The sequence below is a fragment of the Streptomyces sp. NPDC058697 genome (genome assembly GCF_042715345.1).
GTDB classification, from domain to species: domain Bacteria; phylum Actinomycetota; class Actinomycetes; order Streptomycetales; family Streptomycetaceae; genus Streptomyces; species Streptomyces liliifuscus.
In genome coordinates, this window is the sequence record NZ_JBHXSU010000006.1 from 429,082 (window position 1) to 445,703 (window position 16,622).

18 protein-coding genes, 1 tRNA gene and 1 riboswitch are annotated in these 16,622 nt (G+C 69.2%); of the genes, 7 read left to right on the forward strand and 12 right to left on the reverse strand.

What is annotated here, in order from left to right; all coding sequences use genetic code 11:
• Window position 1: 1 nt before the first annotated feature.
• Window positions 2–868: an ABC transporter permease gene (locus tag ACFWXQ_RS17840; protein ID WP_383937312.1), complete on the reverse strand. Its 867-nt coding sequence runs from the start codon at window positions 866–868 to the stop codon at window positions 2–4.
• Window positions 861–1,670 (reverse strand): ABC transporter permease, encoded by an 810-nt coding sequence (locus ACFWXQ_RS17845; RefSeq protein ID WP_383937310.1) that lies wholly within the window; start codon window positions 1,668–1,670, stop codon window positions 861–863. The genes ACFWXQ_RS17840 and ACFWXQ_RS17845 overlap by 8 nt, the downstream gene beginning before the upstream one ends.
• Window positions 1,671–1,869: 199 nt before the next feature.
• On the opposite strand from ACFWXQ_RS17845, the gene ACFWXQ_RS17850 reads away from it, so the two are divergent.
• The gene (locus ACFWXQ_RS17850; protein ID WP_383937308.1) at window positions 1,870–4,278 is read left to right on the forward strand and encodes a transglycosylase domain-containing protein; all 2,409 of its coding nucleotides are present in this window, start codon (window positions 1,870–1,872) and stop codon (window positions 4,276–4,278) included.
• 42 nt (window positions 4,279–4,320) lie between these two features.
• On the opposite strand, the gene sugE is transcribed toward ACFWXQ_RS17850, so the two are convergent.
• The 3 genes from sugE to ACFWXQ_RS17865 all read right to left on the reverse strand — a co-directional run bounded on the left by sugE (window position 4,321) and on the right by ACFWXQ_RS17865 (window position 5,614).
• Window positions 4,321–4,641 (reverse strand): quaternary ammonium compound efflux SMR transporter SugE, encoded by a 321-nt coding sequence (gene sugE, locus ACFWXQ_RS17855; RefSeq protein WP_383937306.1) that lies wholly within the window; start codon window positions 4,639–4,641, stop codon window positions 4,321–4,323.
• 42 nt (window positions 4,642–4,683) lie between these two features.
• Window positions 4,684–4,753: riboswitch (guanidine-III (ykkC-III) riboswitch) on the reverse strand.
• An 83-nt stretch (window positions 4,754–4,836) separates the two neighbouring features.
• Window positions 4,837–5,139, reverse strand: coding sequence for a co-chaperone GroES (locus ACFWXQ_RS17860; protein WP_055611843.1), 303 nt, complete (start codon window positions 5,137–5,139; stop codon window positions 4,837–4,839).
• 136 nt (window positions 5,140–5,275) lie between these two features.
• Window positions 5,276–5,614: a DUF3618 domain-containing protein gene (locus ACFWXQ_RS17865; protein WP_383937304.1), complete on the reverse strand. Its 339-nt coding sequence runs from the start codon at window positions 5,612–5,614 to the stop codon at window positions 5,276–5,278.
• Window positions 5,615–5,770: 156 nt separating this feature from the next.
• Here ACFWXQ_RS17865 and bcp point away from each other — a divergent pair, with 156 nt between their 5' ends.
• Together bcp and ACFWXQ_RS17875 are read left to right on the forward strand one after the other, a co-directional pair.
• Window positions 5,771–6,238: a thioredoxin-dependent thiol peroxidase gene (gene bcp / locus ACFWXQ_RS17870; RefSeq protein ID WP_055611833.1), complete on the forward strand. Its 468-nt coding sequence runs from the start codon at window positions 5,771–5,773 to the stop codon at window positions 6,236–6,238.
• Between the two features lie 209 nt (window positions 6,239–6,447).
• Window positions 6,448–6,532: transfer RNA gene (locus ACFWXQ_RS17875), tRNA-Leu, on the forward strand.
• Window positions 6,533–6,611: 79 nt separating this feature from the next.
• Here ACFWXQ_RS17875 and ACFWXQ_RS17880 read toward each other — a convergent pair.
• Window positions 6,612–7,265, reverse strand: coding sequence for an ArsR/SmtB family transcription factor (locus ACFWXQ_RS17880; protein ID WP_383937302.1), 654 nt, complete (start codon window positions 7,263–7,265; stop codon window positions 6,612–6,614).
• A 160-nt stretch (window positions 7,266–7,425) separates the two neighbouring features.
• Here ACFWXQ_RS17880 and ACFWXQ_RS17885 point away from each other — a divergent pair, with 160 nt between their 5' ends.
• Entirely contained in the window at window positions 7,426–8,160 is a 735-nt protein-coding gene (locus ACFWXQ_RS17885) for a hypothetical protein (protein WP_383937300.1), read from the forward strand.
• Window positions 8,161–8,179: 19 nt separating this feature from the next.
• Here ACFWXQ_RS17885 and rdgB read toward each other — a convergent pair whose 3' ends face one another.
• The 4 genes from rdgB to ACFWXQ_RS17905 form a co-directional block, all read right to left on the reverse strand.
• Window positions 8,180–8,782 carry an RdgB/HAM1 family non-canonical purine NTP pyrophosphatase gene (gene rdgB, locus ACFWXQ_RS17890; RefSeq protein ID WP_383937298.1) on the reverse strand — a complete coding sequence of 201 codons (603 nt, stop codon included), beginning with the start codon at window positions 8,780–8,782 and terminating at the stop codon, window positions 8,180–8,182.
• A 418-nt stretch (window positions 8,783–9,200) separates the two neighbouring features.
• A complete protein-coding gene (locus ACFWXQ_RS17895) occupies window positions 9,201–9,605 on the reverse strand; it encodes a hypothetical protein (protein ID WP_383937296.1) in 405 nt (134 codons plus the stop codon).
• A 168-nt stretch (window positions 9,606–9,773) separates the two neighbouring features.
• Window positions 9,774–10,511: a ribonuclease PH gene (gene rph, locus ACFWXQ_RS17900; protein WP_383937294.1), complete on the reverse strand. Its 738-nt coding sequence runs from the start codon at window positions 10,509–10,511 to the stop codon at window positions 9,774–9,776.
• Between the two features lie 108 nt (window positions 10,512–10,619).
• Window positions 10,620–10,853 carry a glucose PTS transporter subunit EIIB gene (locus ACFWXQ_RS17905; RefSeq protein WP_055611837.1) on the reverse strand — a complete coding sequence of 78 codons (234 nt, stop codon included), beginning with the start codon at window positions 10,851–10,853 and terminating at the stop codon, window positions 10,620–10,622.
• A gap of 174 nt (window positions 10,854–11,027) precedes the next feature.
• Here ACFWXQ_RS17905 and ACFWXQ_RS17910 point away from each other — a divergent pair, with 174 nt between their 5' ends.
• Together ACFWXQ_RS17910 and ACFWXQ_RS17915 are read left to right on the forward strand one after the other, a co-directional pair.
• A complete protein-coding gene (locus ACFWXQ_RS17910; RefSeq protein ID WP_383937292.1) occupies window positions 11,028–12,314 on the forward strand; it encodes a PTS transporter subunit EIIC in 1,287 nt (428 codons plus the stop codon).
• Between the two features lie 288 nt (window positions 12,315–12,602).
• Window positions 12,603–13,853 carry a PTS transporter subunit EIIC gene (locus ACFWXQ_RS17915; protein WP_383937290.1) on the forward strand — a complete coding sequence of 417 codons (1,251 nt, stop codon included), beginning with the start codon at window positions 12,603–12,605 and terminating at the stop codon, window positions 13,851–13,853.
• Window positions 13,854–13,982: 129 nt separating this feature from the next.
• Here the strand turns inward: ACFWXQ_RS17915 and ACFWXQ_RS17920 are convergent, their stop codons facing one another.
• Entirely contained in the window at window positions 13,983–14,735 is a 753-nt protein-coding gene (locus ACFWXQ_RS17920) for an MBL fold metallo-hydrolase (protein WP_383937288.1), read from the reverse strand.
• Window positions 14,736–14,922: 187 nt separating this feature from the next.
• Here ACFWXQ_RS17920 and ACFWXQ_RS17925 point away from each other — a divergent pair, with 187 nt between their 5' ends.
• A complete protein-coding gene (locus ACFWXQ_RS17925; RefSeq protein WP_383937284.1) occupies window positions 14,923–15,417 on the forward strand; it encodes a type II toxin-antitoxin system PemK/MazF family toxin in 495 nt (164 codons plus the stop codon).
• 232 nt (window positions 15,418–15,649) lie between these two features.
• Here the strand turns inward: ACFWXQ_RS17925 and ACFWXQ_RS17930 are convergent, their stop codons facing one another.
• Window positions 15,650–16,600, reverse strand: coding sequence for a PLP-dependent cysteine synthase family protein (locus ACFWXQ_RS17930; protein WP_383941988.1), 951 nt, complete (start codon window positions 16,598–16,600; stop codon window positions 15,650–15,652).
• Between the last annotated feature and the right edge of the window lie 22 nt (window positions 16,601–16,622).

Sequence of the window (16,622 nt, forward strand, 5' to 3'; positions counted from 1 at the left end):
GCTAACTCCCCGTGCTCCGGTACGAACGAAGACCCGCGCGCCAGGCGACCCCCGAGAGCGCGCAGCAGACGACCGCCACCAGCGGCGGCAGGAACGCGACCCACTCGGGCAGGTCGAGCGGGTACGGCAGGTCCAGCACGTACAGCGCGGGCAGCCAGTTGACGAAGGCCAGCGGCAGCACGAACGTCACCCCGCGCACCAGGTCCTTCGCGAAGACCGTCGGCGGATACTGCAGCAGCGTGGTGCCGCCGTACGTGAAGGAGTTCTGCACCTGGGACGCGTCCTGCGCCACGAACTGGAAGGCCGCGCCCGCCACGAACACCGACGCGAAGATGGCGGCCCCGCTGACCACCATCACCGGCATCAGCAGCACCTTCAGCGGGGTCCAGGAGATGTCGAGCACGACGAGCGCGTACCCGAGGACCAGCAGCCCCTGCGTGATCCGGCCCAGGCGGCGCAGCGCGAACCGGTCCGCGGCGACCTGCGCGAGCACCGGCGCGGGCCGTACGAGCAGCGAGTCGAGCGTGCCGTCGCGCACCCGCTGCCCGAGCCGGTCCGCCGAGCCGAGCACCAGGTCGGCGAGGCCGAACGCGGCACTGGACAGCCCGTACAGGAACGCCACCTCGCCCAGCGAGTAGCCGCCGAGCTCGTCGACCCGCGAGAACATCAGCAGGATCGTCACGAAGTCGAGCGCGGTCCCCGCGAAGTTGCCGAAGACGGTCATCGCGAAGGACGCGCGGTACGCCATCGTCGAGCGGATCCACATCCAGGCGATCAGCCGGTAGGCCCGCAGCCCGTCCACCACACGCGAGCGACCGGACGGCGGGAAGCCGCGGTGCACGTCGTGCCTCTCCCCCAGGTCAGCCACCCTGGACCACCACCCTGCGCGTCGCCGCCAACTGGACCAGGCGGCCCACCGCGAGCAGCCCGACGGCCCAGGCGGCCTGGAAGGCGTACGTCCGCAGCAGCCCGAGGCCCGTGCGCTCGCCGAGCAGCACATCCGCCGGGGCCTGGATGAGCGCCGACCAGGGCAGCGCCCGGGCCAGCTCGCCGAGGGCGCCCGGGAAGACGTTCAGCGGCAGCGTCATCCCGGAGAAGAAGAGCCCCGCGAGCACGGCCAGCTGCTGCACGCCCGCCCCGTCCATGAACCAGAACGCCAGCAGCGCCACGAGATAGCGGATCGCGAAACTCACCAGGACGCCCAGGACGACGGCGACGAGGAACGCCAGCCAGGCCCCGGCATCGGTGGGGAGCGCGAGCTGGAACACGAGCCCCCCGAACGCCATGGGCACCACACCACGCCCCAGCAACTGGAACGCGGACCGCCCCGCGTCGGCCGCCAGCCACCACATCTGGAGGTCCGCGGGCCGGTACAGGTCGATCGCGATGTCACCCGTACGGATTCTCTCGATCATCTCGTCCTCGAAGCCGCCGCCCATCACCGCGACCACCGCGAGCAGGCCCTGCCCGAGCCACACGTACGTCACCGCCTGGGACTGGTCGTACCCGCCGAGGCCAGGCCTTTCGTCCCACAGCGCGATGTACGTGTACGCCAGGATCAGCCCGAAGACGGTGTTGGTGAACACGCCCGCGGCGGTCGCCACCCGGTAGGTCGCGTACCGCCGGAACGCGCCCGTCGCGACGGCCGCGTACAACCGCCAAGTCCCCACGTCGGGCCCCCTTCGACCGGTCCGAGCCAAAGCGCAGGAGCCTAGCCCGGGGGCCCTACCGCGTGCCACGCATTTTCTCCCCGGGACGCGTGCCACGTGCCGGGAACGAATCGCCGGGTGCGACAGTCTTCAAGGAGGGGCGCACAAGGCGTACGAGGGCGTACGAGACGTATGACGCGAAACGGGAGTCCGGCACAACATGAACGACCAGCCGCAGCCGCAGCAGCCGAGCGAGGGCTGGGCACCGAGGGAACCGGGGCCCGCCGCCGCGGCGGCACCGGAGGCACCCGGCAAGAAGCCCAAGCGCCAAAAACGCACCGGATGGCGACGCCTGATCCCGACCTGGCGGATGGTGCTCGGCACGGTCCTCACCGGGCTCCTGCTGCTCATCGGCCTGTTCGCACTCGGCTACTACCTGGTGAAGATCCCGGCCGCGAACTCGGCGGCGATGAAGCAGAGCAACGTCTATCTGTACTCGGACGGCAGCCAGCTCGCCCGTGACGGCGAGGTCAACCGGGAGAACGTGACCCTGGCGCTGATCTCCAAGGACGCCCAGCACGCGGTGCTGGCCGCCGAGGACCGCGATTTCTACAGCGAGTCGGCGATCGACCCCAAGGCGATGGTCCGCGCCGGCTGGAACACCGCGACGGGCAAGGGCAAGCAGTCCGGCTCGACGATCACCCAGCAGTACGTGAAGAACTACTACCTGGCCCAGGAGCAGACGGTCACCCGGAAGGCGAAGGAGTTCTTCATCGCGATCAAGCTGGACCGCGAGAAGAGCAAGGACGAAATCCTGGAGGGCTACCTCAACACCAGCTACTTCGGCCGCAACGCCTACGGCATCCAGGCCGCCGCCCAGGCCTACTACGGCGTCGACGCCAAGGACCTGACGGTCGGCCAGGGCGCCTACCTGGCATCGCTGCTCAACGCGCCGAGCGAGTTCGACGTGGTGGCCCACCCGGAGAACAAGCCCGCGGCGCTGGCCCGCTGGAACTACGTCCTCGACGGCATGGTCAAGAAGAAGTGGATCACCGCTTCGGAGCGCTCGGGCATCAAGTTCCCCGAGCCCAAGCAGACGGTGATCGCGGCCGGCATGTCCGGACAGCGCGGCTACATCGTGAAGGCCGTGAACGACTACCTGATCGACAACAAGGTCCTCGACGAGGACGAGCTGAACGCCGGCGGCTACCGCATCACGACCACCCTGCAGAAGCCCAAGCAGGACGCCTTCGTGAAGGCCGTGAACGACCAGGTGATGGAGAAGCTCGACAAGAAGGACCGCAAGGTCGACAACTACGTCCGCGCGGGCGGCGCCTCCATCGACCCGAAGACCGGCAGGGTCCTCGCGATGTACGGCGGCATCGACTACACGAAGCAGTACTACAACAACGCGACCCGCCGGGACTACCAGGTCGGCTCCACCTTCAAGCCGTTCGTGTTCACCGCGGCCGTGCAGAACGACTCGACCACCCAGGACGGCCGCACGATCACCCCGAACACCGTCTATGACGGCACCAACAAGCGTCCCGTACAGGGCTGGGAGGGCGGCACGTACGCCCCGGAGAACGAGGACCAGGTCTCGTACGGGCAGATCTCGGTCCGCACCGCCACGGACAAGTCCGTGAACTCCGTGTACGCGCAGATGGCCGTGGACGTCGATCCGGAGAAGGTCGAGAAGACGGCCGTCGGCCTCGGCATCCCGTCCGACACCCCCGACCTGACGGCGTCCCCGTCGATCGCGCTCGGCCCGGCCACGGCCAGCGTCCTCGACATGGCGGAGGCGTACGCGACCCTCGCCAACCACGGCAAGCGCGGCACGTACACGATGATCGAGAAGATCACCAAGGACGGCGCGGACGTGGTGGACCTGCCCGGGCGCAAGACCTGGCAGGCGGTGAGCCGCGAGGCCGCCGACACCACGACCTCGGTCCTGCAGAGCGTCGTCGACGGCGGCACCGGCACGGCCGCGCAGGCCGCCGGGCGGCCTGTGGCGGGCAAGACCGGCACCGCGGAGGACGACAAGGCGGCCTGGTTCGCGGGCTACACCCCGAACCTCGCCACGGTCGTCGCCATCATGGGCCAGGACCCGGACTCCGGCGTGCACAAGCCGCTGTACGGGGCGCTCGGGCAGCCCCGCATCAACGGCGGCGGCTACCCGGCGCAGATCTGGGCCCAGTACACGAAGGCCGCCCTGAAGGGCACCTCGGCCCAGGAGTTCGACCTGCGGCTCCAGGACGGCGCGGAGGAGCAGCAACTGCCGCCCGCCGACCCCGACGAGGACCAGCCGGGCACGGACGCCGGGCAGGACAACGGCGGCACGACCACCGGCGGCGAGGAGACCCCCGCGACCGAGGGCCAGACGGGCGGCACCACCACGGACGGCGGCACCACCGGCGACGGCGGGACAACCACCGACGGCGGCACCACGGGCGACGGCGGGGCGACCACCGGAGGCGCGACGACGGGCGGCGGCACCGGCTTCCCCACGGGCGGCACCGACGGCGCGGGCGGCACCACCGGCGACGGCGGCACGACGGACGGCAGCACGACGGAGGGAGCAGGGGGCGACGAGGGGATCACGGGAACGAACTTCGGCGGCTTCCCGTAGCCCCTGGCACCCCGTAGCCCGGGGCACCCGTAGCCCCGGGGCCTAGTGGCCGGAGGTCGCCTTCAGCCCCACCACGGCGACCAGCAGCAGACAGACGAAGAAGATCCGGGCGGCGGTCGTGGGTTCACCGAGCACCACCATGCCGAACACCGCCGCCCCGGCCGCACCGATGCCGACCCACACCCCGTAGGCGGTACCGATGGGCAGCGTCTTCGCCGCGTACGACAGCAGGAACATGCTGGCGACAATGCCGGCGCCGGTGAGCACGCTGGGCACGAGCCGCGTGAACCCGTCGGTGTACTTCATACCGATCGACCAGCCGACTTCCAGCAGACCGGCGACGACAAGCAGGACCCAGGCCATGAGGCACCTCCGTGAACGGATCAACAGGCGTTGATCAACAGGGGTGCGTCGTCTTTGCGAGTCCCGGTACGGCGCGTCTCGTCGGGGTCCTTCCAAGGTAGCAAAGGGCAAGCAAGGCCAAGCAGAAGGGGCTGGTGACGATGGTCACCAGCCCCTTGCTCCGCTTTCGACCTCTGTTTCAGAGGTACAGGTGCTTCACAGATACAGACCGGTCGAGTCCTCTGAGCCCTCGAACCGGTCCGCCGCCACGGCGTGCAGATCCCGCTCACGCATCAGCACGTACGCGGTGCCGCGCACCTCGACCTCGGCGAGGTCCTCCGGGTCGTACAGGACGCGGTCGCCCGGCTCCACGGTCCGTACGTTCTGCCCGACCGCGACGACCTCGGCCCAGGCGAGCCGCCGGCCTACGGCCGCCGTCGCGGGGATCAGGATGCCGCCGCCGGACCGGCGCTCGCCCTCGGCGGTGTCCTGCCGCACGAGCACACGGTCGTGGAGCATCCGGATGGGCAGCTTGTCGTGATGGTTCTTCTCGCTCACGTCTCGAACCTACCTGCCTTCACACGGTTCGTACGTACGTGGGGTGCGGTCGGCCGACCGGCTGCGTACCCGGCGTACGGGCGCGGGTGACGGTGGGTCAACCCCTGCGGCGCCTGGTGCTCAGGGTGAGCAGTCCGACGACTCCGACCACGACGAGGGCGACGGGCACGATACGGTCCAGCCGCGGCGCCCCCTCCTCCGTGACGAACTGCCCCTTCACATCGCCGACGACGCGGTTGACGCCGACGTAGGCACGTCCGAGCGTGTGGTCGACGCTGGACGCCACCTTGGCCTTGGCGTCCCCGACGATGGTCTTCGGATGCACCCGCACACCGATCTCGTCGAGCGTCTCGGCGAGAGTTTCGCGACGGCGCTCGATGTCCGCCTCGATCTGCGCCGGAGTCCTGGTGTCCGGCGTGCTCGACGTGTCCGACACGCGCTGCCTCCGTGGTCGTGGTCGTTTCTTCCCGTGGCCTGTTCTCTTCGGCCTTTTCTCTGGTCGACAGTCTGTCAGCTCCGCACGCCTCGCACCGCCCGGCACCCCCATTACGCTCGGGTGCGTACCCACCACCTCGCAAGGAGACCGAACGAGATGACCGAGCGACTCCAGCCCGGCGACACCGCCCCCGCCTTCACCCTGCCCGACGCCGACGGCAACGAGGTCTCCCTGGCCGACCGCAAGGGCCGCAAGGTCATCGTCTATTTCTACCCGGCCGCCCTGACCCCCGGCTGCACCAAGCAGGCCTGCGACTTCACGGACAACCTCGAGCTCCTCGCCGGCGCGGGCTACGACGTCATCGGCGTCTCCCCCGACAAGCCCGAGAAGCTCGCCAAGTTCCGCGACAAGGAAAACCTGAAGATCACCCTGCTCGCCGACCCGGAAAAGACGGTCACCGAGTCCTACGCGGCCTACGGCGAAAAGAAGAACTACGGCAAGACCTACATGGGCGTCATCCGCTCCACGATCGTGGTGGACGAGGAGGGCAAGGTCGAACGGGCCCTCTACAACGTCCGGGCGACGGGCCACGTGGCGAAGATCATCAAGGACTTGGGGATCTGAGGCCCCGGGGAATCTGAAGCCCTGGGGATTCGAGGACCCGGGGATCCCAGGACCTGAGGCCCGCGCGAGAAACCTGCGACTGTTGCGCCCCAACTGCCATGCGTCCACCAGCACCTGATGCGGAGGAGGCAGCCGAAGCCGGGGAGAACAGCGGGACGCAAACCCCCGCTCATCAGCGCCCCTGCGACCGGTACGATGACAGGCGGCTGGCGGCGGTGGCGCAACGGCTGACGCAGCAGACTTAGGATCTGTGGCCCGTGAAACGGCTTGAGGGTTCGAATCCCTTCCGCCGCACAGTGACGGCCTGCGAATCGAAAGATCGATTCGCAGGCCTTTCCTTTGCAGCGAGTCCCACGACTGAAAGGCGGGACCGCTACTCAACCGGCAGCGCGAACCACCGCAGCAACACCGGCCTGGCGTCCGGTGGGGCGTCCTCCGGGCCTCGGGCGAAGCGGGTCAGGAGGTCGAGGTAGGCGTCGTGGAAGGCGGTCACCTCTTCCTTGGTGAGGTGGCTGAGGCTGCGGGAGCCGCGCATCCAGCCGTCCGACTCGGCCTGTTCCTCGGTGAAGCGCCGGGCCAGCTCGATGTCCTCGTCCAGCCGCATCCGGTCGAGGGCCCCCGCGACCGCCCGCTCGCCGTCGGTCATCTCGTCCTGCGCGGGCCTGCGTACGTCGAGTCCGCGCACCGCCCGCCACCATCGCTCGCGGCTGTTGGGCCGTTCCGGCACGTCCTCGATGAAGCCCCCGCGCTCCAGGCGGCGCAGGTGGTAGCTGAGGGTGCCGGTGTTCTCCCCGAGGGCGGTGGCGAGGGTCGTGGAGGTCGCCGGGCCGGAAACTGCCAGGTGGCGGAGGATCTTCAGCCGTAGGGGGTGGGCGAGGGCCTTGAGGGCCGCCGGATCGCTGACCGTGCGGCGTTCGCCGCCCGGATCGGCACCCGGATCGGCAGCCGGTTCGGCACCCGTCTCGGCACCCGCGCCGGCGTCCGCGTCGACCTCCGGCCCGGGCTCGGGCTCGCCTTCATCGCTCATGGGGGCAGCCTACCGTCACACAGCCGAACCTCTGCAGAGTGAAGTCTGCAGAATTTTCTCTGCAGATCTTCCATTGCAGAGGAATGGCTGCAATCCTTGAGGTGCGGACATCGACATCGCGGGACCCTCCCGCCCGTCCACCATTCACCTGGAGGCCTTCATGCTTCGCGCCCGACGACGTCTCGCCGTGACACTGTCCGCCCTGGCCCTCGCCGCCGGTACGGGCGCGGCGACTGCGGGTCCCGTGCACGCAAACACCAACGCCAACGCCAACGCCGGTGCCGGCGTGGACGCGCTGCAGCGTGGCTTCGCGGACTGTCCGAGCCTCTCCGAGCTTCCCGAGGGCGCGGATCCGGCGAAGTGGCGGTGTGAGGCCATGACCGCGACCGGGCATCTGAGCCTCGGTCGTGTCGAGTTGCCGATCGACCGGCCCCTGGCGATCACCTTCGCGGAGGGCAGGGTCGACGGCGAGTTCCGTCAGGTGTTCGGGTCGATGGCCGCCACTCCCCTACGAGTTCGGGGCACACCGCTGTCGATCACGCCTCGATACGGCGGGTATTCGGACTTCGAGTCGAACGACGAGCGGCGGGGCGAGCTGGATCTGACGTTCCGTATATCGGGGCCGGGCGTGCCGCGCGGCTGTTCCATAGGTACCGACGCGGCCCCGGTCCACCTGGTGCTCAAGGAGACGGAGCCGTCGAGGGTCGTCTCGCCGGATCCGCTGGTCGTCGCCTTCGGGGTGGCCGACAACCGCTTTGCGGCACCGGGCACTTCGGGCTGCGGCCGACTGGGCCCCGTGCTCGACAGGGTGCTGCGGCTACCGGCCCCGGCGGGCGTGAACGGCATCGACCTGGACGCGCGGGTGGCGCTGCGGTCGTACGGCGGGGTGGGGTAGCCGGGGTACCAGGAGGGGGTCAGCCCAGCAGTTCCCGCACCACCGGTACGAGTCCGCGGAACGCCTTGCCCCGGTGGCTGATCGCGTTCTTCTCGTCGGGGGTGAGTTCCGCGCAGGTGCGGGTGTCGCCGTCGGGCTGGAGGATCGGGTCGTAGCCGAAGCCGTGGGTGCCGGTGGGTTCGTGGCGGAGGGTGCCGCTGAGGCGGCCTTCGACCACGCGTTCCGTTCCGTCGGGGAGGGCGAGTGCGGCGGCGCAGGCGAAGTGGGCGGCGCGGTGTTCGTCGGCGATGTCGCCGAGTTGGGCGAGGAGGAGCCTGAGGTTGGCCTGGTCGTCGCCGTGGGTGCCGGACCAGCGGGCGGAGAAGATGCCGGGGGCGCCGCCGAGGACGTCGACGCAGAGGCCCGAGTCGTCGGCGACGGCGGGGAGGCCGGTGGCCTGGGCGAGGGCGTGCGCCTTGAGGAGGGCGTTCTCGGCGAAGGTGACGCCGGTTTCCTTGACGTCGGGGATCTCCGGGTAGGCGTCCGCGCCGACGAGGTCGTGGTGCAGACCTGCGGCGGCGAGGATCGCCGTCAGCTCGGTGAGCTTTCCGGGGTTGCGGGTGGCGAGGATCAGGCGGGTCATGGTGCTCACCCTAGCCAGGCGGGCCGTACGGCTCGTGCGATACCTGTGATCGCCCACGGGTGCCTGTGATCTGACCGGCTGGCGGCCGCCGCTCCCGCTCCCGCCGCCGCTGCCCGTGATCGTCTGCCACCCGCGGCGGGGCCAGTCATCCACCTGCGGCGGGACCGGTCGTCCGCCCACGGAGGAGCCAGTCACCCACCCGCGGCGGGACCGGGTGCCACCCGCGGATGGGCCACTCGTCCACCTGCGGAGGGCCCAGCCGTTCGCCCGCGGCGGACCGGTAGTCGCCCACCCCCGGCGAGACGGCCGTTGCCCCGCGGTGAGACGGCCGTTGCCTCACGGCGGACCGGTCGCTGCCCCGCGGCGGAACGAGCCTTGCAGCTACGGCTGCCGCTACCGCGTACGGCTACCGCTGCCGCTACGGCGTGCAGACCTTGGTGAGTTCGCCGGCCGCGTCCGTGACGGGGCTGATGTCCGGGGTCTCGTCGCCGTTCTTGATGGCGTCGCGGACGTTGGTGACCGCCTTCTGGAGGTCGTCCACGGCCTTGTTGATGTCGGTGTCGTCGGTCTTGTCGCCGATGGTGTCGAGGTTCTTGTCGATGGAGTCGAGCGCCTCGTCGGCCTGCGTCGGGTCGTTCGCGGCGTTCTCCACGGCCTGCTGGAGGTCGGTGACACTGTCGGCGATGGTGTCGGCGGTCTGGACGCAGTCCAGGGCCTTGTTGACGGCGTCGCAGCCGGTGGTCAGCCCGGCCGTCAGCGCGACGGCTGCCACGGCGGCGGCGATGGCAGTGGTACGGCGTACTCGGCGGCGACTCGCGGCCATGGAACGGTCCTCCCGTTGCGTCAGGCCCGAGGGCCCCGTTGCGTAGGCCACAAGGCCCCCGTGTGGTGCTGGCCGGGCGTACAGCGGTGTGCCGTACGCCCGTACCGGTAGGGACGCGACGGCCGGTGCCGTGGTTGCCCGTGGCAGGCGGCTGTCTTGGTGTGTCCTTTACCTTTCCAGGACCGTATCAAGCGCCGTGCGCTGGGCGACAGCGAGTTCTGTGCAGCCCAGAACGGCCAGGTCGAGAAGGGAGTTGAGCTCCTCGCGGGCGAACGGTTCGGCCTCGGCGGTGCCCTGGACCTCGACGAATCGGCCGTCGCCGGTGCAGACGACGTTCATGTCGGTGTCGGCGCGGACGTCCTCCTCGTAGCAGAGGTCGAGGAGGGGTACGCCGCCGACGATGCCGACGGAGACGGCGCTGACCGTTCCGGTGAGGGGCTGGCGGCCGGCGCGGATGATCTTCTTGCCCTGGGCCCAGGAGATGGCGTCCGCGAGGGCGACGTAAGCGCCGGTGATGGCTGCGGTGCGGGTGCCGCCGTCGGCCTGGAGGACGTCGCAGTCGAGGACGATGGTGTTCTCGCCGAGTGCCTTGTAGTCGATGACGGCGCGCAGGGAGCGGCCGATGAGGCGGCTGATCTCGTGCGTGCGGCCGCCGATCTTGCCACGGACGGATTCGCGGTCGCCGCGGGTGTTGGTGGCCCGCGGGAGCATGGAGTATTCGCCGGTGACCCAGCCCTCGCCGCTGCCCTTGCGCCAGCGCGGGACGCCCTCGGTCACGGAGGCGGTGCAGAAGACCTTCGTGTCGCCGAAGGAGATGAGGACGGAGCCCTCTGCGTGCTTGCTCCAGCCGCGTTCGATGGTGATCGGGCGGAGCTGTTCGGGCGTGCGGCCGTCGATTCGAGACATGGCGTCGAGCCTAGTCGTATACGGGTGAGGGGCCGCCCCGGGTAACGGAAGCGGCCCCTCAGGAGTGAGTCCCTCAGATCTGCGGGCCGGGGCCCGGAGTCGGAGGGTTCACATCATGTCTTCGATGTCCGCGGCGATCGGGTCCGCGTCGGTGCCGATGACGACCTGGATGGCGTTGCCCATCTTGACGACGCCGTGGGCGCCCGCGGCCTTCAGGGCGGCCTCGTCGACCTTGCTCGGGTCGATGACCTCGGTGCGGAGGCGGGTGATGCAGCCCTCGACCTCTTCGATGTTCTCGATGCCCCCGAGCCCGGCGACGATCTTCTCAGCCTTGCTGGCCATGTCCTACTCCCTGATCCGAACCGCTTTGTCGCAGTAACCCACAGTTGGCCCATCTTCGCGAGCGGTCACGTCACCCGTACCGAATGATGGCGAACACGACAGCGCAACCGTTCGCCGACTGGTCTACACCAGTTTTCAACGGCCGCCAAATGGAGGGGTGCAGGAGGAACGCCGATGAGTGCCGAAAGCGCCCCCGCGCCCGCGCGCGCCCGCTGGAGCAACCTGTTCCAGGGCCTGCAGAAGATGGGCCGCAGCCTCCAACTGCCCATCGCCGTACTGCCGGCCGCCGGCATCCTCAACCGTCTGGGCCAGCCGGATGTGTTCGGGGACGACGGTCTCGGCTGGACGAACGTCTCCAAGGTGATGGCGGGCGCGGGCGGCGCGCTGCTGGACGGTTCGCTCGGTCTGCCTCTGCTGTTCTGCGTCGGTGTGGCGATCGGCATGGCGAAGAAGGCCGACGGTTCGACGGCGCTCGCGGCGGTGGCGGGGTTCCTCGTCTACTACAACGTGCTGCGGCAGTTCCCCGAGGACTGTGCGCAGCAGGCGAAGGTGGTGGCTGCCGGCTGTCAGGCGGACGACGGCTCGGTGGTGGTGTTCACGTACCAGAATCCGGGTGTCTTCGGCGGCATCATCATGGGGCTGATGGCGGCCTACTTCTGGCAGCGCTACCACCGCACCAAGCTGGTGGACTGGCTGGGCTTCTTCAACGGCCGCCGTCTCGTCCCGATCATCATGGCGTTCGTGGCGATCGCGTTCGCGGCGCTGTGTCTGTGGGTGTGGCCGCCGATCGGGCGGGGTCTTGAGGACTTCAGCGACTGGCTGGTGAGTCTGGGCGCGTGGGGTGCGGGTGTCTTCGGTGTCGCCAACCGTGCGCTGCTCGTGATCGGGCTGCACCAGTTCCTGAACGTGCCCATGTGGTTCCAGTTCGGCAGTTACACCAAGCCGGACGGCACGGTCGTGCACGGCGACATCAACATGTTCCTGGCGGGCGACCCGAACGCGGGGCAGTTCACGTCCGGCTTCTTCCCCATCATGATGTTCGCCCTCCCGGCCGCGTGCCTCGCGATGACGCACTGCGCAAAACCCCAGCGCCGCAAGGAGATTGGCGGCCTGATGACGTCGATCGCCCTGACGTCGTTCGTCACGGGCATCACGGAACCGATCGAGTACTCCTTCGTGTTCATCGCGCCCGCGCTGTACGCGGTGCACGCGATTCTCACGGGTGCCTCGATGGCGGTGACATGGGGTCTGGGCGTGCACGACGGGTTCAGTTTCTCGGCGGGCCTGATCGACTACGTCATCAACTGGAATCTGGCCACGAAACCCTGGGCGATCATTCCGATCGGCCTGTGCTTCGCCGTCGTCTACTACGTGGTCTTCCGGTTCGCGATCACGAAGTTCAACCTGCCGACGCCGGGCCGGGAGCGGGAGGACGAGGTCGAGGACGTGACGAAGGCGTAAGCGCTCCGCTTTCCTGGGGGGGGTCCGAGGCCGGTTCACAGGCCGCGGACCGTTGTGGCCGTTCGCGCAGTTCCCCGCGCCCCCTACGGGGCGCTTTTTCATGTTTCCTGATGCTTGATTCCGTATGGTCCAGGCCACAAAAACTGCGGGTTCCTTATCTCGCCTTCACCGTGCTACAACAGGTCTACACCACTGAGTGGTGTAGACCACGTGGATGCTGTCCATCCCCCGTGCACTTCCCTTCCGTTCACTTCCCGTCCCCGGCAGCACCCTGCACATGGAGGAACCATGACCACCGCCACAGCTCCGGCGGCCCCCGCGAAGAAGTGGGGATCCGGCCTGCTCCAGGGCCTGCAGAAGGTCGGCCGCAGCCTGCAGCTCCCCATTGCCGTGCTGCCGGCCGCCGGCATCCTGCTCCGTCTCGGCCAGCCCGATGTGTTCGGTGCGGACGGGCTCGGCTGGGACAAGGTCGCGTCCGTGTTCGCCACCGCCGGCGACGCGGTCTTCGCCAACCTGCCGTTGCTGTTCTGCGTCGGCATCGCCATCGGCTTCGCCAAGAAGTCGGACGGCTCCACCGCGCTCGCGGCGCTCGTCGGGTTCCTCGTCTACAAGAACGTCCTCACCGCGTTCCCGATCAGCGAGGCCAAGGTCCAGAAGGGCGCGGACGTCGCCGCGACCTACAACGACCCCAAGGTCCTCGGCGGCATCGTGATGGGCCTGATAGCCGCCGTCACCTGGCAGCGCTTCCACCGCACCAAGCTCCCCGACTGGCTCGGCTTCTTCAACGGCCGCCGTCTCGTGCCCATCCTGATGGCCTTCATCGGCACCGCCGTCGGCGTCTTCTTCGGCCTCGTCTGGGAGCCCATCGGCGATGTCATCACAAACTTCGGCGAGTGGATGACCGGCCTCGGCGCGGTCGGCGCGGGCATCTTCGGCGCCATCAACCGCGCGCTGCTGCCGGTCGGCATGCACCAGTTCGTGAACACCGTCGCCTGGCAGGAGATCGGCACCTACACGGACTCCGCCGGCGCCGTCTGGCACGGTGACCTGCCGCGCTTCTTCCACGGCGACCCGACCGCCGGTCAGTTCATGACGGGCTTCTTCCCCATCATGATGTTCGCGCTGCCGGCCGCCGCCCTGGCGATCACGCACTGCGCCCGCCCCGAGCGCCGCAAGGCCGTCGGCGGCATGATGGTCTCCCTCGCGCTGACCTCCTTCGTCACGGGCATCACCGAGCCGATCGAGTTCGCGTTCATGTTCATCGCGCCGGTCCTGTACGTGATCCACGCGGTCCTTACCGCGATCTCGATGGCGGTCACCTGGGCGCTGGGCGTCCACCACGGATTCAGTTTCTCCGCCGGTGCCATCGACTACTTCCTGAACTGGAACCTCGCCACCAAGCCATGGATGATCATCCCGATCGGCCTGGTCTTCGCGGCGATCTACTACGCGACCTTCCGCTTCGCGATCATCAGGTTCAACCTCGCGACGCCGGGCCGCGAGCCCGAGGAAGAGGTCGAGGACCTCACCAAGGCGTGAGGAACAGGGCCTAGGACCAAGGCGTAGGCATGACGAAGGCCCCCGGAACCGATCGGTTCCGGGGGCCTCGTGCTGCGTAACCCTGCGCAGTGCTGCGTACGGACGACGTCGGATCTCGTACGGACGACGTCAGATCTCGTACGTGACTCGCGGTGTGGCGAGTTCCACCGGTCCCCCGAACGCCGCTCGGGCGTCGGCCAGGTTCGCCTGGGGGTCCGTCCACGGCGGGATGTGGGTGAGGACCAGGCGGCGGGCCGCGGCACGGGTCGCGGTCTCGCCGGCCTCGCGGCCGTTGAGGTGGAGATCCGGGATGTTCTCCTTGCCGTGGGTGAACGCGGCCTCGCAGAGGAACAGGTCGGTGTCCCGGGCGAGTTCGTCCAGCGAGTCGCACACGCCGGTGTCCCCGGAGTACGTGAGCGACCGGCCGCCGTGCTCGACACGGATGCCGTACGCCTCCACGGGGTGGCTCACCTTCTCGGTGTGCACCGAGAAGGGGCCGATCTCGAAGGAGCCCGGCTTGACCGTGTGGAAGTCGAAGACCTCGCTCATGGAGGAGGCGGAGGGCGTGTCCGCGTACGCGGTGGTCAGGCGCTGCTCCGTGCCCTCCGGTCCGTAGACGGGGATCGGATCGCAGCGGCCGCCGTCATGGCGGTAGTAGCGTGCGACGAAGTACGCGCACATGTCGATGCAGTGGTCGGCGTGCAGATGGCTGAGGAAGATCGCGTCAAGGTCGTAGAGACCGCAGTGGCGCTGCAGCTCGCCAAGGGCACCGTTGCCCATGTCGAGAAGCAGCCGGAAGCCGTCGGCCTCGACGAGGTAGCTCGAGCAGGCCGATTCCGCGGACGGGAACGACCCCGAGCAGCCGACGACGGTGAGCTTCATAAAGCAGAAACCTCCGCTGGCGGGGAGTGAAGACGGGGGTCGTGCGGTCCGTCGAGCGTAAGGCGCAAAAGGTCCTGTCGCTCCTCCGTCGAGGGCTGTTGTGGGGGAACTCACCTGCGGTGTCACCGGTTCGGGGGCCAGCGGGGTGGCCCGGCGTGGGCCCCGTCACGCCGGTACCGTCATATCCATGGATACGTCGTGGTGGCTCGCGTTGGTGGCCGTGGTGCTGTTGGCGGGTGTCGCGACGGTGGTGGACGGGTGGGGGCGGGGGTCCTCCGGCGGGCGGAGCCGTTCGCGGGGCCGTAAGCCCGGTCGCCTGCCGGACCGTCCTCCGGGGCGGCCGCGAGGCCTGCGTTCTTCCCGTACTTCCCGTCCGCGGCCTGCCGAGATCTGGTGGGCGAATGTTCCGTTCGAGGACGGGCCCGGGGCGAAGGACCGGCCCTGCCTGGTCCTGTCCGTGCGGGGCCGCACGGCTGTCGTCGCCAAGATCACCAGCAAGAACCACGACGAGCGGCGGGCCGGGGTGATTCCGCTCCCGCCCGGGTCCGTGGGGGATGCGCGGGGGCGGGCCAGCTTCCTCGAAACGGATGAGCTGCGCGGGCTGCCGGTACGGGATTTCCGCCGCCGGGTGGGCCCGGTGGACCCCACCATCTGGAACCAGGTCCGCAACCTGTCCCGCTAGGCCTTTTCCTCGCCCCCGCCGCCCCTACCCATTCCCGTCCCTGTCTCAGGGGCTTCGCCCCCGAACCCCCAAAAAGATTGCGCAGTTCCCCGCGCCCCTAAGGTTTTTAGGGGCGCGGGGAACTGCGCGAGCAACCCACGACGGCCCGCAGCCAAAAACGAACCCCCACGGGGTCTGGGGCGGAGCCCCAGGGGACGGGACGGGTAGGGGCGGCGGGGGCGAGAAAAGCCGGCTAAGCCCAGAGCTGGCCCTGCAGCGTCTCGATGGCCTCTTCCGTCGTGGCAGCGGTATAGACCCCCGTGGAGAGGTACTTCCAACCCCCGTCGGCCACGACGAAGACAATGTCGGCGGGCTCGCCCGACTTCACGGCCTTCAGCCCGACCCCGATCGCCGCATGCAACGCCGCCCCCGTGGAAACACCCGCGAAGATCCCCTCCTGCTGCAACAGCTCCCGAGTACGGGTAACCGCATCGGCGGACCCGACGGAGAACCGGGTCGTCAGCACAGACGCGTCGTACAGCTCGGGCACGAACCCCTCGTCGAGGTTCCGAAGCCCGTACACGAGGTCGTCATACCGCGGCTCGGCCGCGACGATCTTGACGTCGGGCTTGTGCTCGCGGAGGAAGCGGCCCACGCCCATGAGCGTGCCGGTCGTGCCGAGCCCGGCGACGAAGTGGGTCACGGAGGGGAGATCGGCGAGGATCTCCGGGCCCGTCGTCGCGTAGTGCGCGCCCGCGTTGTCGGGGTTGCCGTACTGGTAGAGCATCACCCAGTCGGGATGCTCGGCGGACAGCTCCTTGGCCACCCGCACCGCCGTGTTCGAACCCCCCGCCGCAGGGGACGGGATGATCTCGGCGCCCCACATGCCGAGGAGCTCGCGCCGCTCCTGGGAGGTGTTCTCGGGCATGACGCACACCATGCGGTAGCCCTTGAGCTTCGCCGCCATGGCGAGCGAGATGCCGGTGTTGCCGGAGGTGGGCTCCAGGATCGTGCAGCCGGGCGTCAGCCGGCCGTCCTTCTCCGCCTGTTCGATCATGTGGAGCGCGGGACGGTCCTTGACCGAGCCGGTCGGATTGCGGTCCTCCAGCTTCGCCCAGATGCGGACGTCGGCGGACGGCGAGAGCCGCGGCAGGCGCACCAGAGGGGTGTTGCCCACCGCGGCCAGCGGGGAGTCGTAACGCATCAGCGATCAGAGCCCGGGCCGG